Raw genomic sequence first — 20,466 nt, forward strand, 5'->3', positions numbered from 1 at the left:
CGCCAGTTTTTAAACAAAAGAATCCTCAAGTGAATAACTTGGGGATTTTTTTATACAATAAAATTAAGGTTTAAGTTATTCAGTTCCTAGTTTTAGTAATTAAACTTAGGTTCTTAAAATCAGCTACTTTTTATCAGCTACCATAATTATTTTCTTATTTTTATATAGAAGTTCTTTGATTGGTTTTTCTTAGAATAATGGCTTCTAATTTGGTATTGATATATATATTACTGATTGGAAAACTTCAAAACAGTATATTGGTCATGAAAGTTTTATACACATTTTACCAACTTCTGAAGATTATAAAGATAATGGAAAATTAGATTTTAGTAGTGGCTATGATAAAGATGCTATTAATTTTATAAAATCAATAGGAGTTCAAAATCCTTCTAATTCTGGAGGATGGATTGACCATTTTAATGAAAATGTAAGGAATAGCGCAAGAGAAAAAACAACATCAATAATTCAACAGTACTACAAGTTGAATAATTTAAATGTTTCAGATAAAGGTATCCATAAAAGACGTAGACTTGACTCTAGATATCCTCCAAATATATCTAACAAACTTGTAGATTATGAAAAGAAGCGAAATAGTAAATAATTTTTAAAAAAATGTATAAGAATAAAACATTGAACAAAGGCTTATTATTTTTTTTTAGTATTATTTTTTTTATAGGTTTTATTTATTATAAAACTCAAAAAAAGGATAAAAACATAAGTAACATAAAATATGCAACGACTGCTAACAATGAATTTAATTGGAAAATAGAAAAGGGAAATTCTGTTTATTATATTAGATTAAGTGCAAATGATTACATTGAAAACATTAATAATGACGAATATTTTAAGAAGCTACTAGGAAAATATAAATTTTCAGATTATAGTTATATAAAAAATACAAATGAATTTGTGAATTTATCAATAAGTGAAGACCCTATTGAAAATAGATTTTTAATTAGTCATAAATATAGTTATGATTTGAATATAGATTCTTTAGGAATAGTTAATTTGAATGTTTATTATCCTATTGAAAAAGAAGGAGGTTATTCTTTTAATTTATCAAAAGACGATTTTAATATGATAAAAAATATTTTAAGAAATATTTCCGTAAAAGAATTAAATAATAAATTTTACATTAAAAATAATAAATCAGCACAATCCATAATTATAAATAATCAATATATTATAAATGATTTTAAACCATTAAAATCTAACCTTGATATTTATGCTATGTTGATGTTTTCTAATTATATAACAATGAGGTATATAGATAAAAAAGTACCTAATAATATTAAATATAGTATTAAGTCTTCTAATTATATAACAACTCGTCCTATTCCAGAAATACTTTCACATTAATTACAAATAATTAACAATAGCACCAAAGGCAAATAAACGTTTGCCTTTGGTTATTTTATAAAGTAACTAAGCTACATTTTCATTAAAAAAATCTTTAAATTTCTTAGTGGTTAGCATTTTTATTTTCTTATTTTTATAGAGAAGTTTTTTGATTAGTTTTGTTTAGAAGAAAACAACTATTATCCTTTTGGATTAAAACATAGTGGGTATATAGCCGCAACTATTGGTAATAAAAATTATAATTACAAATATAATGATTATGGAGAAAAAAGCTTTAATTAAGCTTTTACGAACATACTGTACGTAGTGGAATTACAAACAGATTTAGATATTAATCTTTACGACTACGGAGTTCGTAATTACGATTCTGCGATTGGACGTTGGTTCAACATCGATCCACTAGCAGAGAAATATCGTAGATGGTCACCTTACTTATGTTGTAAACAATCCAGTCTTCTTTATTGATCCCGACGGGATTATGGCTACTCCACCTGATTATTATATTTTTAATGAAAAAGGAAATTTTGTTCGGATAGATAGAAATAATCAGCCTGACAAACTTGTTGTTGAAAACTCAAAAACTGGTAGAATTAAAGGTAAATATAATTTTAATGATCCAGCAAATGATACTAAAGCAATTGAAGAAGGTATTATATCAGAAGTTGTTTTTATTACTAAAGAAGATATTGATTTAGAAATGAAAATTGGTTTGATTGGTAGTGAAAAAGAAAGAGCCCTTACTTTTATAGAAAGAGAAAGTAGACACACAGTGGATGAGTCAGCATTATCAGGAAAAAGTAATGGTCAATTAGATTTTAAAAATGGAGGTGTGAATATTAGCCCTGTAGGTTTACATTTGGTAAACGGAATAGCCAATAACGATTATGATTGTGGGAGTTTTTTATGGGGACAAGCTGGTAAAAGGCTTGGATTAAGTCCTTCAACTCTTTCCGTTGCGGCTCATTTAAACAACGCTGTAAATGGAAGAAGTGATAATCCTGGTGTATCAACTGGAATACTTGATTCTCCAGAAGATCAACGAGCTATAAGAAATGGATATTATTATCCTAATCAACCTTTTAAAATAAAACAATCAGCAGGTGATCCAACAAAATGGATTAAAAATTGATATTATGATGAAAGAAATAATATTATTAATCAGTTTACTTTCACTTTTTAATTGTAAAAAAGTCAATCATAATAATGACAGTAACAGGATATTTAATCAAGTCCAAAAATCTGATTTTAAGATTTTTGAAGGTGTATATATAAAAACATCAAATGTATTGGACGGAAATGAAAGAGTTTCTTCCTTCATAAAAGAATTTAACGGAAACAAATATCATTTACCAAATTTTGAATATTACAATTGTAATATAGGAGACACTATCTGCTTAAAAATAAAAGCAAAAAAAACATTTGATATTTCTAAATATAATCTTTCTATTAGTAAAAATAAAAATCAAAATTATTATTCTACTTTAAATGATATTTCAAAAATTATCAATGAATTTCAAAAATTAGATATATATAAAATTTATAGTAGTACTGAAATTGGTAATTCTATAATATTTTTCATTAAAGACGAAGAATACATTGCTTATATTGATGATATCTTAAAAATTAAAAATGAATATTGGAAAGAAAAAATATCTAATAGTAAAAAAATAGATCAACATTGGTATTATAGTAAATAAGTATTCCAAATGCATTATTTTAGCAAAACTCACAATAAATTAAAAGGCAAACTAACATTTGCCTTTTGTTATTTTATAAAGTAACTAAGCTACATTTTCATTAAAAAAATCTTTAAATTTCTTTGTGGTTAGCATTTTTATTTGCTTATTTTTATAGAGAAGTTCTTTGATTAGTTTTGTTTATAAGAAAACAACTATTATCCTTTTGGATTAAAACATAGTGGGTATACAGCCGCAACTATTGGTAATAAAAATTATAATTACAAATACAATGATTATGGAGAAAAAAGCTTTAATTAAGCTTTTACGAACATACTGTACATAGTGGAATTACAAACAGATTTAGATATTAATCTTTACGACTACGGCGCTCGTAATTACGATTCTGCGATTGGACGTTGGTTCAACATCGATCCACTAGCAGAGAAATTTATTAATATTACTCCATATTCATACGTTGCTAATAATCCTATAAATGCCATTGATACTGATGGAAGAGATATAATTTTTCGAACTAAAAGCCAAACTTTAGTATATAGTAAAGGGAATTTTTATTATGGTAGTATTACAAAAAATAAGAATGGATTGTTTCAAGTTAATAGATCATGATGGGCGAAAAGAAAAAGTGAGTTCTACATTATGGAAAGTCAGACAATCATTTTGAAAAACAGAAAAATAAAACAATAATTATTTAAAAGAAATTCTACATGCTTTAGAAAATTCTGAAAAAATGCATATAATTAAAGAGGGGAGCAAAAGTAATGTTTCTAATAATGTAGTTCTTGATAGAAAAGAAATAAATGCAGGAAAATCAGAAAAAAAAGGAGACAAATTATATACTATAACAACCTTCGATTTCTTAGATGAAGCTAAAGATAACTTTAAAAAACAAGAGGGGATTCCTGATTCTGATTTATCTACTGTTGCTCACGAAATGAGACATGCTTTTGATGATGATTAAGGTAAAAGTAAGGATAATGATCCTAATAACTCTGCTTCAGAACCTTCTGAAATAAGAGCTGTTGAAACAGAAAATAAAGCTAGAGAAATAGAAAATCTTCCTAAAAGAAAAACTTATGGTGGTAAAAAAATTCAATTTTAATATTATTATATCTTATTTTTTATACTTTTTTATTATTTCATGTAATAATAATAGAAAAGATTATTTTACTTATGATTATTTAAAAAAAGATATAGAAAAGGAATTAAATTATATCGACTCTAATTACACCAATAGTAAATATTATTATATTTTATTAGAAAATAATAAATTGGCTAAAATACCGTTGAACATACTTTTTTCAATAACTAAAAAAGATAACCTTATTTACAATAATAATTTAGGCGATATATACAAAGTTTTAAATTTTAAAATAGTATATAATGAAATGGAATTAAAAAGTAAATATCCTGATATATTTACTTTTAAAATGTCTAATATGATAGAATCCGAATATTCCAATTTATCAAAACAGGATTTTATAAATAAGTATACAATACAAAGAAATAACAAATACTTTTTAGAATGTAAAAACAAAGATATAGAAGAATGTGAATCAATTATATATATATATTATAAATATCATTATACATATTATTTTGATGACTATTTAGGTAAGGGGTTTTTTATGAATAATGGGTAGTATTACCACAAGCTATGGTGAACATCATGCTGGTGAGTTATTAAAATAAATAATTTTAAACCACAAAAACCCCCAATTAGAGGGCTTTTGTTATTTTATAAAGTAACTAAGCTACATTTTCATTAAAAAAATCTTTAAATTTCTTAGTGGTTAGCATTTTTATTTTCTTATTTTTATAGAGAAGTTTTTTGATTAGTTTTGTTTAGAAGAAAACAACTATTATCCTTTTGGATTAAAACATAGTGGGTATACAGCAAGTACTATTGGTAATAAAAATTATAATTACAAGTATAACGATTATGGAGAAAAAAGCTTTAATTAAGCTTTTGACGAACATACCGCACGCAGTGCTGAGTTACAAACAGACTTAGATATTAATCTTTACGATTACGGTGCCAGAAATTACGACCCTGCAATCGGTCGTTGGTTTAATATTGACCCGCTCGCGGAACTATATCCTGATTTTTCTCCATATGTTTATGCTGCAAATGTTCCTACAAAATTTGTAGATTATGATGGTAGAGATTTTGGTGTATCCATAGATCATGATAAAAAAACAATTACAATTATAGGTCATGTATACGCTAATAAAAAAGATATGACTCTTTTAAATGAAATAGCTACTTATTTAAATGAACAGACAGGTGTTGTTTTGAAAGTTGGAGAAGGAGAAAGTGCTACTAATTATTCAATAGGATTTAATATTACTACAGAAGAAAGCGAGACACCTAATAAAAGTGCTAATAAAGCTAATAAAAGTGATAATGATCCCTTTGGTAAAATAAATAATTCATTTACACAAAATTCTGATGATGCTTTAGTAAGAGGAAAGTCTGTTAGAGGTTCAGCCAGCAGAACAAAATCTGCAATAAAAAATGATGAAGGAGTATTTGCAGGAGCTCATGAAATTTTACACCTTTTAGGTTCTGGTCATAAAAATGGAATAATGTCAGATGGAGCTACTTCTGGAGGAGTTACAGATGATATTTATGGAGCTATATTAAAAGGTGTAGGTGTAGGTAATGGATCTATTGGTTCTGGAAATAAAAATGCTATAGGGCAAGGTCATATACGTAGTGAATCAGGTGATAGACCTAATGGATTTATGGAAGGCTCAATAATGAATAAGGCTAAATTTGATAGACAAATGCATAGAGCTGTAGAAAAAAGAATAAAACAAGATAATAAAAAATAAAATTTATGAAAATATTTTTTTCATTCTTTCTCTTCTTTATTGTAAATGTCTCATTCTCTCAAAATGCACAATATTATGATAAAGTATTAAATGAAATTTTACAAAAAATAGTAAAAGAAAACCCAAAAGACAGGTATTATTTTGAAAGCTTTAAATCTATATATAATAGTTCCTATGGATTATTTGATACTTTTATAGATTGTGAGAATGATTTCTCTTCTTTTAAACAATTAGAAAAAAATCAAAATATTAATATTTCAAATAAATACACTCATTATATTGTTAAAAAAAATATTATTAATAATTTTTTTTTAGGAAGAAGATTGAAGAAAATTGAAATAGATAATCTTTTCTTTGATATAGATACAAATACATATCTCTTAAAGGTTTCTTTTCAAGGAAAAGAAGGAGAAACATCTGTTTTAATCTTTTTTGATGATTCAAAGGAAAAGATATTGAATACATGTTACTCATATTCTATATATTAGAAATAAATTAATTCACAATAGCACCAAAGGCAAACGTTTGTTTTGCCTTTGGTTGTTTTATAGTGTCACTACATTTTTATTAAAGAAGTCTTTGATTTTTTTAGTTGTTAGTATTTTTATTTTCTTATTTTTATACAGAAGTTCTTTGATTAGTTTTGTTTAGAAGAAAACAACTATTATCCTTTTGGTTTAAAACATAGTGGTTATACAGCAACTACCATTGGTAATAAAAATTATAATTACAAATACAATGATTATGGAGAAAAAAGCTTTAATTAAGTTTTTGACGAACATACCGCACGTAGTGGAACTGCAAACAGATCTAGATATTAATCTTTACGACTACGGTGCTCGTAATTACGACTCTGCTATCGGCCGTTGGTTTAATGTAGATCCGCTGGCGGAGAAAATGAGACGTCACTCGCCTTACAACTACGCTTTTAATAACCCTATACGTTTTATTGATCCTGATGGAATGGCTCCTGATGATATCATCTTTGGAAATATCAGTAAAGAACTTCAGAATAAAATTGTAAATCAATTACAAGAAGTAACAGGGTTAACTCTTAATGTTGATGATAATGGAAAATTAAATTATGATCAAAATTCTACGGGTGATTTAGTAAGTGAAACTGCAGCAAATATGTTAATGGGAGCAATTAACTATACAAATCATACTTATAATATTTCAGAAAAAACAGAAGGAGATAGTTCTAATCAAATGGGGATTAATGTTTCTAATATTTCTGTAAATTCCAATCAAGTTTCTGGTTTTGAAGAAGGTGTAAGTAAAAATTTAAATCCTTTAACATTAGGAGCAGGTATGACTGTTTTACATGAAATTAGCCATAAATCAAATAATTTATCAGATCCTGCTTTTGGTTTTGGAGAGAAAGGAGACAATGTTAATTTCATGAATACTATTAGAAAAGAATTAGATGCTTCAGGTAAGTTTGATAAATCTTTTGGGCAACGTGAAAGTTATTTTCCAATTACTCGTTCTGGCTATGATTATTATCCATTTAGTAATAAATCTTTAAACATTATTAGTTCTAATGGTTCTGTAAATAATTTAAACCCATCTAAACACTTATTTATAAAAACTAAAAAATGAAAAAAATAATCATTTATTTTTCAATTATTTGCATTTTTTACAATTGTAAGGTGCATACTGAATCTTCAAATCATATTCCAATACAATATTATAAAGCTTATGATTCTATATCTCATTTTATGAAGAAAGATAAATTTCTTAATGATATGAAAGCAAAATATGGTAACCACTTTATTAAATTTTATTTGATGAAAGATATATATAGCGTGAAAGACGGTAGATTTAATCAAAAAAATCTTTATAAAGAAGATGGTCTGAAAGAATTTTCAAAAAAATATTCAGAAGGAAATCTAAATAAATATAAAGACATCAGACAAGCCTTACCGAAAGATTTAAAAAAGTATAAAGGTCCAAACCTTTTCGTTTATTTTTCTAATATAGAAAATGACACTCTAAAAGTAGATATTTTAACTAATCCTTACTCTGAGTACAATAAGACAGGAAGTGTAGATAAATTTTTAATTATCTTTGATAAAGAATCTATTAAGACATTTAATCATTGGAAAGATCATTACGAATGGTAAGTAAATTCAAAATATTTTCACAATAACACAAAAGGCAAACGTTGTTTTGCCTTTTGTTATTTTATAGAGTAGCTACATTTTTATTAAAAAAATCCTATTTTTTTAGTAGTTAGCATTTTATCAAATAGTTTTTCAATTTTTATCTCTAATAATTAAACTTATTACTTAAAACTCACAACTTAAAATGGCTTCTTAATTCGCAATAGGGATTGCAGTGAAAATCCTTTTACAAACTGATGGCTGAGCGGAGTCGAAGTCTGTTTGTAAAAGATTGAAATGGAAAGCCCGGCACGAAGTGATTGCCCAAAAAAATGTTCTAATATAAAATTCCCAATTCTTTCCATATTCGTCTTGTTACTTTGTTGCATGAAAAAGATGAATAGAGGATTTTTTTATTTCCTATTTCTATTATTTTTTGTTTCTGGTATAACATTACAAGCACAAAATAAACAATTGCCAAAAGTACATCATGCAGAGCCATTGTATTTGGATTTGGTAAGAGATTTGGGAGCAAGAAAAGGTGAAAAGGAATTGAATGTTGGAATGGAGTTTTCTAAAAATAATAACTACAACGAGTTTACTTATTTAACGGAGTATGAATTTGCACCAGTTGATAGATTGGGGCTAGAGGTTGAAGCTGATTTTTCTTTTTATAATAATAGAAAAAACGAGGCAAAGAAAATGAATCATGAATTGGAAGCACTTCGTTTTTCATCTCAGTATTCTTTTTATGTTTCAGAAAAATCACAAACAACTTTGGCTGTAGGTTATTCTCAGATATTAGATTTTAATGATTTTAAAAATTTTAACGATAAACAAATAGTCGTCGGGACTAATTATAATCCTTTTTTTATCGCTGCTAAACGTTGGGGGAATAATTGGCATACTTTACTGTTCTTTTCTCCTATTTTGGAAGAATCTTTTGAACATGATGAATGGGGAATGCGTTGGGAGTTTAATTCTTCTATTTATTACAATCTGCCAGGAACGGGACATTATGTAGGGTTAGAGTTTAATGAGGCTTTGGAACATGATGAGTTTTCTATGGTGATACATCCAGAAGTAAAATTGAAAGTGAACGAACAGCTAGCTGTTGGTTTGGTGAATGGCTTTTCTGTGAATCATCATTCAGAAAATTTTAGTTTGTTTGGTCGTCTAATTTATGAATTGTAATAGTTTTTGAAAAAAATGAAAGAGTTAAAATATATAGTATTCTTATTGGTATTGTCGTTGAATGTAAATGCACAATTAAGCCCTCCAGGATTGGGAAAAGCAGATGTTGTGCAATGGTCTGCATTGGGTGTTAGGCAAGATATAAATGATAAATGGCAATCTATGACATATACTGGTTGGGGAAGTAAAAGTGTAGATGGAAAATATAATCCTTTGTCTAAAAATGCGATTTGGGTGTTGAACCAAGAGTTTTATAAGAAGATAAATAAAAATTGGAAATATTCTTTTGCATTAAGTTATAGAAGACAAAATGAATATGACACAAATGATTTTGGTGAAGAAATAAAAGAGGTGACACAAGAATTTAGAGTGTATGGACGAATAAATTATGAGTTAAAATTAGATAAATGGAAAATTTCTCCTACACTAAGACAAGATATACGTAGATTTTATACAAAAGATTTTAAGAATAGTGAGGAAGATTGGCAATTTAGAAGTCGATTTAAATTACAAGTTACCTATAATTTAGATGAAGATGAAAGACATAAATTGATAGGTGGTGCAGAGAGTTTATTTGCAACAGCACATGATTCTAAAAATGATGAATGGTCGGACTTTAAGTATAAAGAAAGTCGATTTACGTTTTACTATTCATATTCGCCAGAGAATATTCCAGCTCAGTTTAATATAGGCTATATGAATAACTTAATTGGAGATAGCCATCCTTATGGTGTAAATTATGTTGCATTTGATATTATACTAACAAACTTATTTTAAACAAATAGTTGATATACGAGATTATAATTTTTCATGTTGTTATTCTTAGCTTCTTTAAAAGTAGATGAAATATATTTTAATAGTTATATAGATGATAAAACGGTTTTAAATCTTATATCTATTTTTGGGGCAATTGCTTCGCACCGTGCTTTTTCGCTATATCTTTTTAGATTGGTCATTAAGCGAATTCGAAATGCAATGACCAATCTAAAAAGGATGCCACTTCAATCACTATTGCAAAATAAAAGACTAATCATTAATTATAGACTAAAAATCAATGATTAGAAATTATAAAAAAATAGTTTAAATAACACTTCGTTATAAAAATTTAAACAACTTATTTTAATTAAAAAATCCAGATAATTTTATTATCTGGATTTTTTTTATAGCATTTCAAAAGATTCTAAAGTTCCGTCTTCGTTGAACCTAATTTCATATTCATAACGTTCATTAGAAATTCTTGTAGGATACCAATTTATTTTATTGTTATAATACTGAGCATCAATTGTTATATCAGAGGCTTTACTATTAATTTCTTTTTGTTTTTCTAGTAAGGCATTATAAACATTTGAAACATTACGAAATGGAATTCGATTCAGATTAATCACATTACTTTGTACATCATCATTTTTAGATAATCGAATAGGAGATGGTTCTCCCCATTTACCATTTTCATATTTGTATTCATCAACAAATAAAGGATTATCAGGATTTTGTAATTTCAGAATTATTCTATAGTTAGTATAAAAGTAAATGTTTTTATAAATAAAGATAGATTTACCTTTAAATTCTGGTAAATTTTTCAGTGAATTTTCAGCTTGATTAAGAACTTCTAAATTATTGAAAAAAGGTATTTCTTTTTCTTCATTATTATTAGAAAGTGAATTAATGCTTTCTATCGATGATTTTTTTTCTGTTAGCGTATCTGTTATCGTATTTTTAAATTGTTTACAAGAATTGAAAATACTTATTACTGAACAAGAGAATAAAAATATGTAAGTGAACTTTTTCATGGGATTAGATTTCATTTAAATCATCTGTAAATGCAACATTTTGATGATTGTTTGTTGAATAGAATATTTCTTTTTCCTTTTGATGTATATTTACTAAATCAGTTAGTAAAACAATTTTTTTGATTGTTGCATGTTGTTTTTTTCCTAACGAGTCGGTATATTCCAATTCAAATTTTACTTGTGGTTGGTTGTTAATATATGTTCCGGTTTGTTCTGCACTTAAAATTTTAGCAAATGTTTTCTCTCCTTTAAATTTTAATTCTAACGATTCTTTATTTCTAAAAGAATTTTTTCCCATTAGTTTTACAAAGACTAACCAAAAAATAAAGCATATAAAAAATATAACAAGAGGGGAAATAATTAATGGATGATCAAAACTTAAAAATCTCCATCCAAAACCATGATTTTCTAATTGATAACTAAATGCATAATAATATATAACTCCAAGTAAAGCTATAAACCATATAAAATACAGTTTATAATTTACTTTACTTTTGATTCCATCTAAAATTATATATGGCATTTTAGAGAAAGATTCGTCAACTAGGATAGAAATCCAATTCCCTTCTTCAAAACGATTCTCGTTGGGACGAGAATCATTAATCTCCATTGAATGCCAAATTTTTTGTTGATTAAAATTATCTAATTCTAGGATTACTTTTTTATGGATAAAGCTTTTTGTTTTTAAAGGAGTCGATTTAGATTCGATGATTTTCGCCTGAATTCTTTTTCCTGATTTTAAAATTGAGGCAATATTCTTTTGTGTTTGAAAAGAATATTTATAAATCATATAAAAAGCTATACAGAAAACAGATGTCCAAAGAAAAATACTAAGTCCCAGATAAGCTAAAGCTTTTTTACCATCAACAAGCTCGAGATGATCGTATGATGTTGTATTGTAATAAATAATTGCAGGATGTGCAAAAATGAAATACAAAATAAATACTATCCAAAAATATCCAAAAAACTTTCCCATAACGAATAAACTATTCAGCTCCTTTTAAAGAAATAGTAACACCAGAATATTTATCATGATCAGCTCCTATATAAGTAAGATCATATCTATCATTACTAGTGTTATTTTCGTCTGCTAACTTATCTTTTAATAAAGAATAATTAATTTTTTCTACTTTAGGATTCCAATCATTTTCAGAAACAGGTTTAATAGACTCGATATCTTCCATTTTAAACAACGCTTTATCGTTCACAACGTTTATAGATCTTTTCATAAAAATAGTATCACCTTCTATTTTTTCTATTTTTACCCAACCTTGTGGTAAACCATTGATGCTATTTCCTTCCGCATCAGTAAAAAATGTAGCGCCATATAATTGTCCAGCTTTTAGATTATATAGAGCAGTATTTAATTTTTCATTTTGATCACAGTAAGCTTTAGATTCTATTTTTCGATTAATCCCAAATATAATTGCAGCAATTAATGTAAGAGTAGCTATAATTAAGTAACCTTTCCATAATCTGAAATACGGTATTTTACAGGTCTTTTTTAGTTGTTTAACTTCCTCTTTTATTTCTGGAGAATATTTTCTTGCATGAATTAATTCACCTTTACTATTGTATAATCGAGATATCTTAACTAAACCACCACCCATAGAAAGACCTAAAAACTTTGTTGCAGGAGTTATAATGTATAATTCGAAATTTTGTTCTTCAGTATCATTTTTTAATTTACCTGTTATAAATTTTTGTGCTAATGGCAATTCGTAGCGTGTATAAAAAAAGATCATAAATGTTTAGTTTAATATTTTTAATTGTTTTTTAATTGTTTTTTAATTGTTTTTTCCTGCGTTTGACCAAATATAAAATGATATACCACAGGTAATTAAATAAAATATAGGTAGTAATGCAATGAGTAATTTATTAGAAGGATTAAATTTCCAACTAATTAATATACTAATTGGATAAAGAGTAGATAAAACTAGAAATATATAGCTAATTATCGTATTAAAATTTGTTGTATTTGCAGAACGTTCTCCTGCAAATGACATTACGTTTGCAAGTAATACAAATGGATAAATAACAAGAGGAATAAGTCCTAATATATTTATAATTTTAATTAGCATATTTTTAATAATAATCACTTGTCGATTGCTAAAATAAAATGTTTTATTAGTAGATAAAAATTACAACAATGCTTTCTTTTGATTTTAACACTTCACTAAACCTAAAAAGATAAATTATTTCATCTTATTTTTTAACTAATTATAAAATATTTAAAAGGTTATAAATCATTGTTTTTATTATTGATTTTTGTCTATTGAAACAACTTTAAAAATCCATTTAATATATAATTAGTACCTTTGTACCGTCAAAAGAAGTTGATGCGTTATTTTTTACGCTTTTTTATATCAAAATTTTAAATTGATATAAAATTCAAGTTATTCGATATAATTACTTGTATATTATCATTAAGATAATTTAATTTCTAATCTATTTAAAAGAAATATTTTTTTCTTTTTTACATGATAAACTCTTGGTCGAATAAGAGTATAAACTATGAAATAATATTTAATAAGACACAAGGCATTGTTCACAATGTTATTGTAATGTAATTTATTGTGTTTTAAGAAAGTGCGTTTGATTAATGATTTCGTTTGTAATGTTTTGTATATCAATATTTTTTTTGACAATTTGTTTAACCAAAACTCTGAAAATGGATAGAAAAGAGAGCCAAAGGAAAGTAAAACTAAAAGTCGAGGATTTAACAATAGTTTTCGGAAAACAAAAGGAAAAAGCTTTAGAATTATTAGATAAAGGTTTTTCTAAAAAAGAAATTCTTGAGCAAACTGGCTGTACAGTAGGTATTAATAAAGCTAGTTTTGAAATATACGAAGGTGAATTCTTTGTAATTATGGGATTATCTGGTAGTGGAAAGTCTACTTTACTACGTTGTCTTAATAGATTAAATGAACCTACGTCTGGAAAAGTATTCATCAATGATGATGATATTACAGTTAAAAACAATAAACAATTATTGGATGTAAGAAGAACAGAAATGAGTATGGTTTTTCAAAAATTTGGATTATTACCACATCATACTGTTTTAAGTAATGCGGCCTTCGGCTTAGAAATTAGAGGAGAAGATAAAACTTCACGAGAAGAAAAAGCACAAAAAGCATTAGATATTGTTGGATTGAATGGTTTTGAAAATCAGTTTCCTTCTCAATTATCTGGAGGAATGCAACAAAGGGTTGGTTTAGCCAGAGCGTTAGCTAACGATCCAGAAGTATTATTGATGGATGAAGCATTTTCTGCTTTAGATCCTTTAATAAAAACTGAAATGCAAGATCAGTTACTAGATTTACAAGATTCACTACAAAAAACAATCGTTTTTATTACACATGATTTAGATGAAGCCATAAAAATTGGTGATAGAATTGTAATCATGAAAGATGGAGTAATAGAACAAATAGGAACAGCAGAAGATATTTTAACGAATCCTAAAAGTGATTATGTAAAAGCCTTTGTAGAAAAAGTTGATCGAAAAACTATTATTACTGCAGGTTCTTTGATGCATGAAAAACCAACAGTTGTACGATTTAGAAAAGATGGTCCAGAAGGAGCGTTGAGAAAAATGAGATCGACAAGTTTAGATATGTTACCTGTTGTAGATATTCATAATAAATTCTTAGGATTAGTTTCGTTGGCAGATGTTGTTCGAATTGCAAAATTAAAAGAGCCAACAGTAGAATCTATTATAAATGATAATGTACCATCAGTATTTAGTGATGCTACTGTAGAAGAAATGTTACCTCTTATTTCTGGGAATAAAGCAACAATTGCAGTCATAGATAATCAAAATAAATTATTGGGAGTTGTATCTCAAACTTCACTGATCATTGAAGCTACAAAATTTAACGAAGAAGAAATCATAGAATTAAAAGAAATAGCAAACAATCAATAAAATGAATAAAACAATCAATATAGGTCAATACGTAGAAATTGCTATTAATTGGCTAACAGAAAATGCAAAACCTTTATTTGATGTAATAAAAAACATTGGAAATTCCTCTATTATGGGAATTGAATGGGGATTATTAGCAGTTCCATTTTATGTAGTCATCTTATTATTTGCTTTATTAGCTTTATGGAAGTCTGGTAAAGGAGTTGCAATAATGACAATTGCTGGCTTTACATTAATTTATTTAATGGGATTTTGGAAAGAAACAATGGAAACACTTGCTCTAATAGTTGTATCAACTATAACAGCTCTTGTTTTTTCAATTCCTTTAGGAATTTGGGCTGCAAAAAGTAAATTGGCAGAGAAAATAATTCGTCCATTATTGGATTTAATGCAAACCATGCCTGCTTTTGTGTATTTAATTCCTGCAGTATTATTTTTCAGTATAGGAAAAGTGCCTGGTGCTTTTGCAACAATTATTTTTGCAATGCCGCCAGCTGTTCGTCTAACTACTTTAGGAATAGAATCTGTTCCAAAAGATATTGTTGAAGCAGCACGTTCTTTTGGTGCAACTAATCGACAAATACTATTTAAGGTAGAACTGCCTTTAGCAGCTAAAACTATATTAACAGGTGTTAATCAAACTATATTACTTTCTTTATCAATGGTAGTAATTGCAGGTATGATTGCTGCAGGTGGTTTAGGAGAAAAAGTATTAGAAGGAATTAATAATCTTGATATAGGATTAGGTTTTGAGAGTGGTTTATCTGTTGTTATTTTAGCAATTATATTAGATAGAATAACGCAAGGATTTGTAAAGAAAAAATAGAATTATGAAATTTATAAAATATACTATATTATCTTTTTTATTTCTTATACTATCTTCAATAACATTTTATTCATGTAATGGATTAAAGAATTCCAAATACATTACAATAGGAATGGTAGATGGTTGGGCAGATGATGTTGCATTTACATATGTTACAAAAGCAATTTTAGATCAACAAGGTTATCATGTAATTATCCAAAAAGCATCTACAGATATGATTTTAGCTTCAATGAATAATGGTGATACAGATTTATTTTTAGGAACATGGCTTCCATATACTCATGCAGCTAAAGTTGCAAAATTTCCTAAATTAGAAACATTAGGAGTTAATTATAATAATGGAAGAATAGGATTAATAGTTCCAGATTATTTACCAATAAATTCTATAGAAGAATTAAATCAGAATAAAGATAAATTTAAAGGAAAAATAATAGGAATTGAAAAAGGTTCTGGTCTTGCTTCTGCTACTGATAATGCTATTGTAGATTATAACCTTAAAGGTTATGAGCAGATTAATTCATCTACTATAGCGATGATTACAGAAGTGCAAAATGCAATTAGAAATAAAGAATGGATAGTTGGTACAGGCTGGCAACCACATTGGATGTTCGGAAAAATGAAAATTAAATTTATAGATGATCCTAAAAAAGTTTTTGGAGAAGCAGAACAAATAAAAACGTTAAGCCGTAAAAATTTTGTAAAAGATCATCCAGATTTAGGCTTATTTTTTTCTAAAATGAACTTTGATGATGCAACAATGTCTGACTTGTTAGCAAAATTAGAAGATAGTAAAGATAAAGAAGTTACTGCAAAAGAATGGGTAAAAGAACATCAAAAGTTAGTAAATTCTTGGTTATCTAAAACAAAATAATATTTAAAATCATTATAAAGTATCATTATTTCAAATAATGATACTTTTTTTTTGATGAATAGGGCATTATTCTAATAGATTTCTAATACAATAAAAATAACTTTTTTATTGGGGGGTAAATTCATATTCTCTAAAGTTTCTTATGTAAGAATTATTTTTAAATTTGCATAAATTCTAAATAGATGAATATAATTCTTTTTGATGGGGAAGAGTGGGAAAATCTTTTACCTCTCACTTTTACAAAACCTATTGCTTCTTTACGTATGGGAGCTTTAAGTTTTGGCGAACGCTGGGAAAAATTACTCAAGAGTAAGATTTCTAATCAAACACAACCTTATTTACAAGAAAAATATCCTATTCAGCTTCAAACCGAAAACCTATTTATAAATCCTTCTTTTTTTCCTACAGTTGAGTTAGTTGATAAAATAAAAAATATTAAACTTAATCAAAGTATTTTATATAAAAATCATTTAGTTGCTGTAAAAACTACAGATAAAATTCCAACTAAATCTTCAAATAGTATAAATTTAGAAAAAGATATAATACATATCAAAAACTCTTGGGATTTATTTACATATAATTTTCAGGCAATAGAATTTGATTTTGATTTATTAACAGAAGGAAGAAAATCTGAACCCATATCTGATACAAACCGTGTTTTAAATCCTGAAAGAATTTTTATTGAGAAAGGAGCAAAAGTAGAATTTTCAATTTTAAATGCGACAGAAGGATCTATTTATATTGGAAAAGATACTGAAATAATGGAAGGTTCCATGATAAGAGGTAGTTTGGCATTGTGTGAAAATGCTAAAATAAACATGGGATCTAAAATTTATTCTGGTTGTACAATTGGTCCTTATTGTAAAGTAGGAGGAGAATTGAATAATGCTATTTTAACAGCTTATTCAAATAAAGGTCATGACGGATTTTTAGGTAATTCTGTTATAGGTGAATGGTGTAATTTAGGTGCTGATACGAATACATCAAACTTAAAAAATAATTATGCAGAAGTCAAATTATGGAATTATAAAGAAAATCGCTTTATAAAGACAGGTTTACAATTTTGTGGATTAATTATGGCAGATTATTCAAAGTCAGCAATTAACACTCAATTTAATACTGGTACGGTTGTTGGTGTTGCTGCTAATATTTTTCAAGTCGGGTTTCCACCAAATTTAGTAAAACATTACAGTTGGGGAGGAAAATCAGATTCTCCTATTTTTACTTTTGATAAAGCATGCGAAGCTGCAGAAAAAATGATGGAAAGAAGAAAAATAGAATTATCATCTATAGATAAGAATATTTTAGAATATATTTTTAAATTAAATAATAACTAATTCAATAAGAAGGTATATTGAGGATTTTATAAAAAAATGCTAAAAGATTAAAATTAATTGGTAATTCTTTAACGTTTAATTAAAAATTCTTAATTTTGCTTTTTGTTAGAAAAGAAATTTGTGAAATGACTGGTAAATATAAAAACGTTTTAGAGTTAATAGGAGAAACTCCATTAGTTCAATTAAACAGAATTAACCAAGACATTCCAGGCGAAGTTTATGCAAAGTTAGAGTGTTACAATCCTGGACACTCAACAAAAGACAGAATAGCTTTACATATTATAGAAGAGGCTGAAAAAAATGGTTTATTACAACCTGGCGCTACAATTGTAGAAACAACTTCAGGTAACACTGGGTTTGCTGTAGCTATGGTTGCAATAGTAAAAGGGTATAAATGTATCTTAGCAGTATCAGATAAGACAAAAGCAGAGAAAATTTCATTTCTTAAAGCAATGGGAGCTAAAGTTTTCCTTTGTCCAGCTAATGTCCCAGCAGATGATCCTAAGTCATATTATGAAGTAGCAAAAAGAATTGCTGCTGAAACACCAAATTCCCTTTATATTAATCAATATTTTAATAGAGGAAATACAGAAGCTCACTATTTAACAACAGGTCCTGAAATCTGGGAACAAACTGAAGGTAAAATAACACACTTAATCGGTTGTACAGGAACAGGAGGAACTTTAACAGGTAGTGCTCGTTTTATAAAAGAAAAAAATCCAGATGTGAAAATTATTGGAGTTGATGCTTATGGATCAATTTTAAAAACTTATCACGAAACTGGTAAAATAGATGAAAATGAAATTTATCCTTACAGAATAGAAGGTTTAGGAAAGAATTTAGTTCCTGGAGCTTTAGATTTTGATATGGTTGATCGTTTTATAAAAGTTACTGATGAGGATGCAGCTTATTGTACTAGAGAGATAGCTCTTAAAGAAGGTATGATGGTAGGTTATACATCAGGAGCTGCTACACAAGCATATAAAATGTTATCAAATCAAGGTGAATTTGATCAAAATTCTGTTGTTGTTATATTATACCCAGATCATGGATCTCGTTATATGACAAAGGTATTTAGTGATGATTGGATGGCTGAACAAGGTTTTACTAATAGTAGACTAAATGGTTTGGAAGCAAGAGCCACTGTAGAACAAATAAAATAATTAAATATCAATAAAAGTAATTAGAAATTTATTAATTCCTAATTACTTTTTAAGATTAATAAAAATATAAAAGAAATGGATATTTTCGAACGCTTAAAACAAAATCCTGGACCATTAGGTCAATTTGCTGATTATGGTGAAGGTTATTACGTATTTCCTCAATTAAAAGGAGAAATAGGACCTGTAATGGAATTCCAAGGGAAAAAAGTAATTACTTGGTCTATTAATAATTATTTAGGTTTAGCAAATCATCCTGAAGTTCGTAAAGCTGATGCTGATGCTGCTGCAAAATATGGAATGGCATATCCTATGGGGGCTCGTGCTATGTCTGGGCAAACTGACTATCACGCTCAATTAGAACAAGAATTAGCTGATTTTGTACAAAAAGAATCTGCTTATTTAATGAACTTTGGTTACCAAGGAATGGTTTCTACAATCGATGCTTTAGTTTCTAAAAATGATGTAATTGTTTATGATGCTGAATGTCATGCTTGTATTGTAGATGGTGTTCGTTTACATTTTGGTAAACGTTTTATTTATCAACATAATAATATAGAAAGTTTTGAGAAAACGATTATACGTGCTCGTAAACTTGCAGACAAACAAGGAGGAGGTATTCTTGTAATAACTGAAGGTGTTTTCGGTATGACTGGAAAACAAGGTATCCTAAAAGAGATTGCAGCATTTAAAGATGAATATAAATTCCGTTTATTAGTTGATGATGCTCATGGTTTTGGTACTTTGGGTAAAACAGGTGCTGGAGCAGGTGAAGAACAAGGTTGTCAAGATCAAATTGATATTTATTTTTCTACGTTTGCAAAATCAATGGCTGGTTTTGGAGCTTTTATAGCAGGAAACAAAGACATTATTCGTATTTTAAAATATAATTTACGTTCTCAAATTTTCGCTAAATCTTTAACTATGCCAATGGTTATTGGAGGTTTAAAGCGTTTGGAGTTATTAAGACAATCTCCAGATCTTAAAAATAAGTTATGGCATAATGTTGAAAAAATACAAAAAGGTTTAGAAGAAAGAGGTTTCGATATCGGAGGTTCTAATACTTGTGTTACTCCAATTGTATTAAATGGTTCTCCAATTGAAGCTACAGTTCTTGCAAAAGAAATGAGAGAAGAATATGGAATATTTGTATCTGTGGTTGTTTACCCAGTTATTCCTAAAGGAATGATTATTTTCCGTATTATCCCTACTGCAGCTCATGAAGATGAACACATAGAATACACATTAAATTCATTTGCAGAAATTAAAGATAAATTAGCAGATGGATATTATAAAAGAAAAGCTGAAGAATTGAATGTAGATTTCATTCAATACTAAAAATATAATAAATTGTATTTAAGCCCTTA

The 20,466-nt window shown here is 27.3% G+C and carries 23 protein-coding genes and 1 pseudogene; 20 read left to right on the forward strand and 4 right to left on the reverse strand.

The features are described from left to right. Positions 1-612: 612 nt before the first annotated feature. The 14 genes and pseudogenes from RT575_RS07925 to RT575_RS07990 all read left to right on the forward strand — a co-directional run bounded on the left by RT575_RS07925 (position 613) and on the right by RT575_RS07990 (position 9,970). A complete protein-coding gene (locus RT575_RS07925; protein WP_313580005.1) occupies positions 613-1,359 on the forward strand; it encodes a hypothetical protein in 747 nt (248 codons plus the stop codon). Positions 1,360-1,665: 306 nt separating this feature from the next. Next, on the forward strand, positions 1,666-1,824 hold the full coding sequence (locus RT575_RS07930) for a hypothetical protein (protein ID WP_313580007.1): 159 nt from the start codon (positions 1,666-1,668) through the stop codon (positions 1,822-1,824). Between the two features lie 13 nt (positions 1,825-1,837). Next, positions 1,838-2,488 carry a hypothetical protein gene (locus RT575_RS07935; protein WP_313580009.1) on the forward strand — a complete coding sequence of 217 codons (651 nt, stop codon included), beginning with the start codon at positions 1,838-1,840 and terminating at the stop codon, positions 2,486-2,488. A 4-nt stretch (positions 2,489-2,492) separates the two neighbouring features. Further along, positions 2,493-3,056, forward strand: coding sequence for a hypothetical protein (locus RT575_RS07940; RefSeq protein WP_313580010.1), 564 nt, complete (start codon positions 2,493-2,495; stop codon positions 3,054-3,056). Positions 3,057-3,380: 324 nt separating this feature from the next. After that, complete coding sequence (locus tag RT575_RS07945) at positions 3,381-3,665, forward strand: RHS repeat-associated core domain-containing protein (RefSeq protein ID WP_313580012.1); 285 nt, start codon at positions 3,381-3,383, stop codon at positions 3,663-3,665. A 121-nt stretch (positions 3,666-3,786) separates the two neighbouring features. Next, the gene (locus RT575_RS07950) at positions 3,787-4,017 is read left to right on the forward strand and encodes a hypothetical protein (protein WP_313580014.1); all 231 of its coding nucleotides are present in this window, start codon (positions 3,787-3,789) and stop codon (positions 4,015-4,017) included. A gap of 115 nt (positions 4,018-4,132) precedes the next feature. Beyond that, a complete protein-coding gene (locus RT575_RS07955) occupies positions 4,133-4,699 on the forward strand; it encodes a hypothetical protein (RefSeq protein WP_313580016.1) in 567 nt (188 codons plus the stop codon). A gap of 373 nt (positions 4,700-5,072) precedes the next feature. Next, a pseudogene (locus tag RT575_RS07960) lies at positions 5,073-5,207 on the forward strand (RHS repeat-associated core domain-containing protein); the annotation flags it as partial. Positions 5,208-5,297: 90 nt separating this feature from the next. Further along, a complete protein-coding gene (locus RT575_RS07965) occupies positions 5,298-5,894 on the forward strand; it encodes a hypothetical protein (protein ID WP_313580018.1) in 597 nt (198 codons plus the stop codon). 5 nt (positions 5,895-5,899) lie between these two features. Continuing rightward, entirely contained in the window at positions 5,900-6,382 is a 483-nt protein-coding gene (locus tag RT575_RS07970; protein ID WP_313580020.1) for a hypothetical protein, read from the forward strand. A gap of 256 nt (positions 6,383-6,638) precedes the next feature. Continuing rightward, a complete protein-coding gene (locus RT575_RS07975; protein ID WP_313580022.1) occupies positions 6,639-7,496 on the forward strand; it encodes an RHS repeat-associated core domain-containing protein in 858 nt (285 codons plus the stop codon). After that, positions 7,493-8,020: a hypothetical protein gene (locus RT575_RS07980; RefSeq protein WP_313580024.1), complete on the forward strand. Its 528-nt coding sequence runs from the start codon at positions 7,493-7,495 to the stop codon at positions 8,018-8,020. Before RT575_RS07975 ends, RT575_RS07980 begins: the two co-directional genes overlap by 4 nt. A 375-nt stretch (positions 8,021-8,395) precedes the next feature. After that, the gene (locus RT575_RS07985; protein ID WP_313374439.1) at positions 8,396-9,193 is read left to right on the forward strand and encodes an HAEPLYID family protein; all 798 of its coding nucleotides are present in this window, start codon (positions 8,396-8,398) and stop codon (positions 9,191-9,193) included. Positions 9,194-9,208: 15 nt separating this feature from the next. Then, the gene (locus RT575_RS07990; protein WP_313580026.1) at positions 9,209-9,970 is read left to right on the forward strand and encodes a DUF2490 domain-containing protein; all 762 of its coding nucleotides are present in this window, start codon (positions 9,209-9,211) and stop codon (positions 9,968-9,970) included. A gap of 383 nt (positions 9,971-10,353) precedes the next feature. Here RT575_RS07990 and RT575_RS07995 read toward each other — a convergent pair whose 3' ends face one another. From RT575_RS07995 to RT575_RS08010, 4 genes are read right to left on the reverse strand one after another with little or no spacing between them, the layout of a single operon-like run. Next, positions 10,354-10,998, reverse strand: a complete 645-nt coding sequence (locus tag RT575_RS07995) for a hypothetical protein (RefSeq protein ID WP_313580028.1) — start codon at positions 10,996-10,998, stop codon at positions 10,354-10,356. After that, complete coding sequence (locus RT575_RS08000) at positions 10,988-11,959, reverse strand: hypothetical protein (RefSeq protein WP_313580030.1); 972 nt, start codon at positions 11,957-11,959, stop codon at positions 10,988-10,990. Before RT575_RS08000 ends, RT575_RS07995 begins: the two co-directional genes overlap by 11 nt. Positions 11,960-11,969: 10 nt before the next feature. Further along, the gene (locus RT575_RS08005) at positions 11,970-12,728 is read right to left on the reverse strand and encodes a hypothetical protein (protein WP_313580032.1); all 759 of its coding nucleotides are present in this window, start codon (positions 12,726-12,728) and stop codon (positions 11,970-11,972) included. Positions 12,729-12,770: 42 nt separating this feature from the next. Beyond that, positions 12,771-13,064, reverse strand: a complete 294-nt coding sequence (locus tag RT575_RS08010; protein WP_313580034.1) for a hypothetical protein — start codon at positions 13,062-13,064, stop codon at positions 12,771-12,773. A gap of 590 nt (positions 13,065-13,654) precedes the next feature. On the opposite strand from RT575_RS08010, the gene RT575_RS08015 reads away from it, so the two are divergent. The 6 genes from RT575_RS08015 to RT575_RS08040 all read left to right on the forward strand — a co-directional run bounded on the left by RT575_RS08015 (position 13,655) and on the right by RT575_RS08040 (position 20,437). Beyond that, entirely contained in the window at positions 13,655-14,905 is a 1,251-nt protein-coding gene (locus tag RT575_RS08015) for a glycine betaine/L-proline ABC transporter ATP-binding protein (protein ID WP_313580036.1), read from the forward strand. A gap of 1 nt (position 14,906) precedes the next feature. Next, positions 14,907-15,731: a proline/glycine betaine ABC transporter permease gene (locus RT575_RS08020; protein ID WP_313386575.1), complete on the forward strand. Its 825-nt coding sequence runs from the start codon at positions 14,907-14,909 to the stop codon at positions 15,729-15,731. Between the two features lie 4 nt (positions 15,732-15,735). Continuing rightward, entirely contained in the window at positions 15,736-16,602 is an 867-nt protein-coding gene (locus RT575_RS08025) for a glycine betaine ABC transporter substrate-binding protein (RefSeq protein ID WP_313580038.1), read from the forward strand. A gap of 182 nt (positions 16,603-16,784) precedes the next feature. Next, on the forward strand, positions 16,785-17,939 hold the full coding sequence (locus tag RT575_RS08030; RefSeq protein WP_313580040.1) for a GlmU family protein: 1,155 nt from the start codon (positions 16,785-16,787) through the stop codon (positions 17,937-17,939). 125 nt (positions 17,940-18,064) lie between these two features. Continuing rightward, positions 18,065-19,102 (forward strand): pyridoxal-phosphate dependent enzyme, encoded by a 1,038-nt coding sequence (locus tag RT575_RS08035; RefSeq protein WP_313386572.1) that lies wholly within the window; start codon positions 18,065-18,067, stop codon positions 19,100-19,102. 75 nt (positions 19,103-19,177) lie between these two features. Then, a complete protein-coding gene (locus tag RT575_RS08040; protein ID WP_313386571.1) occupies positions 19,178-20,437 on the forward strand; it encodes an aminotransferase class I/II-fold pyridoxal phosphate-dependent enzyme in 1,260 nt (419 codons plus the stop codon). The last annotated feature ends 29 nt before the right edge of the window (positions 20,438-20,466 follow it).

The organism is Chishuiella sp. (assembly GCF_032109125.1).
GTDB lineage: Bacteria > Bacteroidota > Bacteroidia > Flavobacteriales > Weeksellaceae > Empedobacter.

Excerpts from the sequence above, each read along its gene's own strand:
- RT575_RS07925 (WP_313580005.1), top strand. The coding sequence starts at position 613 with ATGTATAAGAATAAAACATTGAACAAAGGCTTATTATTTTTTTTTAGT.
- RT575_RS07935 (WP_313580009.1), top strand. The coding sequence starts at position 1,838 with ATGGCTACTCCACCTGATTATTATATTTTTAATGAAAAAGGAAATTTT.
- RT575_RS07940 (WP_313580010.1), top strand. The coding sequence starts at position 2,493 with ATGATGAAAGAAATAATATTATTAATCAGTTTACTTTCACTTTTTAAT.
- RT575_RS07950 (WP_313580014.1), top strand. The coding sequence starts at position 3,787 with ATGCATATAATTAAAGAGGGGAGCAAAAGTAATGTTTCTAATAATGTA.
- RT575_RS07955 (WP_313580016.1), top strand. The coding sequence starts at position 4,133 with ATGGTGGTAAAAAAATTCAATTTTAATATTATTATATCTTATTTTTTA.
- RT575_RS07965 (WP_313580018.1), top strand. The coding sequence starts at position 5,298 with ATGACTCTTTTAAATGAAATAGCTACTTATTTAAATGAACAGACAGGT.
- RT575_RS07970 (WP_313580020.1), top strand. The coding sequence starts at position 5,900 with ATGAAAATATTTTTTTCATTCTTTCTCTTCTTTATTGTAAATGTCTCA.
- RT575_RS07975 (WP_313580022.1), top strand. The coding sequence starts at position 6,639 with ATGGAGAAAAAAGCTTTAATTAAGTTTTTGACGAACATACCGCACGTA.
- RT575_RS07980 (WP_313580024.1), top strand. The coding sequence starts at position 7,493 with ATGAAAAAAATAATCATTTATTTTTCAATTATTTGCATTTTTTACAAT.
- RT575_RS07985 (WP_313374439.1), top strand. The coding sequence starts at position 8,396 with ATGAATAGAGGATTTTTTTATTTCCTATTTCTATTATTTTTTGTTTCT.
- RT575_RS07990 (WP_313580026.1), top strand. The coding sequence starts at position 9,209 with ATGAAAGAGTTAAAATATATAGTATTCTTATTGGTATTGTCGTTGAAT.
- RT575_RS07995 (WP_313580028.1), bottom strand. The coding sequence starts at position 10,998 with ATGAAATCTAATCCCATGAAAAAGTTCACTTACATATTTTTATTCTCT.
- RT575_RS08000 (WP_313580030.1), bottom strand. The coding sequence starts at position 11,959 with ATGGGAAAGTTTTTTGGATATTTTTGGATAGTATTTATTTTGTATTTC.
- RT575_RS08005 (WP_313580032.1), bottom strand. The coding sequence starts at position 12,728 with ATGATCTTTTTTTATACACGCTACGAATTGCCATTAGCACAAAAATTT.
- RT575_RS08010 (WP_313580034.1), bottom strand. The coding sequence starts at position 13,064 with ATGCTAATTAAAATTATAAATATATTAGGACTTATTCCTCTTGTTATT.
- RT575_RS08015 (WP_313580036.1), top strand. The coding sequence starts at position 13,655 with ATGGATAGAAAAGAGAGCCAAAGGAAAGTAAAACTAAAAGTCGAGGAT.
- RT575_RS08020 (WP_313386575.1), top strand. The coding sequence starts at position 14,907 with ATGAATAAAACAATCAATATAGGTCAATACGTAGAAATTGCTATTAAT.
- RT575_RS08025 (WP_313580038.1), top strand. The coding sequence starts at position 15,736 with ATGAAATTTATAAAATATACTATATTATCTTTTTTATTTCTTATACTA.
- RT575_RS08030 (WP_313580040.1), top strand. The coding sequence starts at position 16,785 with ATGAATATAATTCTTTTTGATGGGGAAGAGTGGGAAAATCTTTTACCT.
- RT575_RS08035 (WP_313386572.1), top strand. The coding sequence starts at position 18,065 with ATGACTGGTAAATATAAAAACGTTTTAGAGTTAATAGGAGAAACTCCA.
- RT575_RS08040 (WP_313386571.1), top strand. The coding sequence starts at position 19,178 with ATGGATATTTTCGAACGCTTAAAACAAAATCCTGGACCATTAGGTCAA.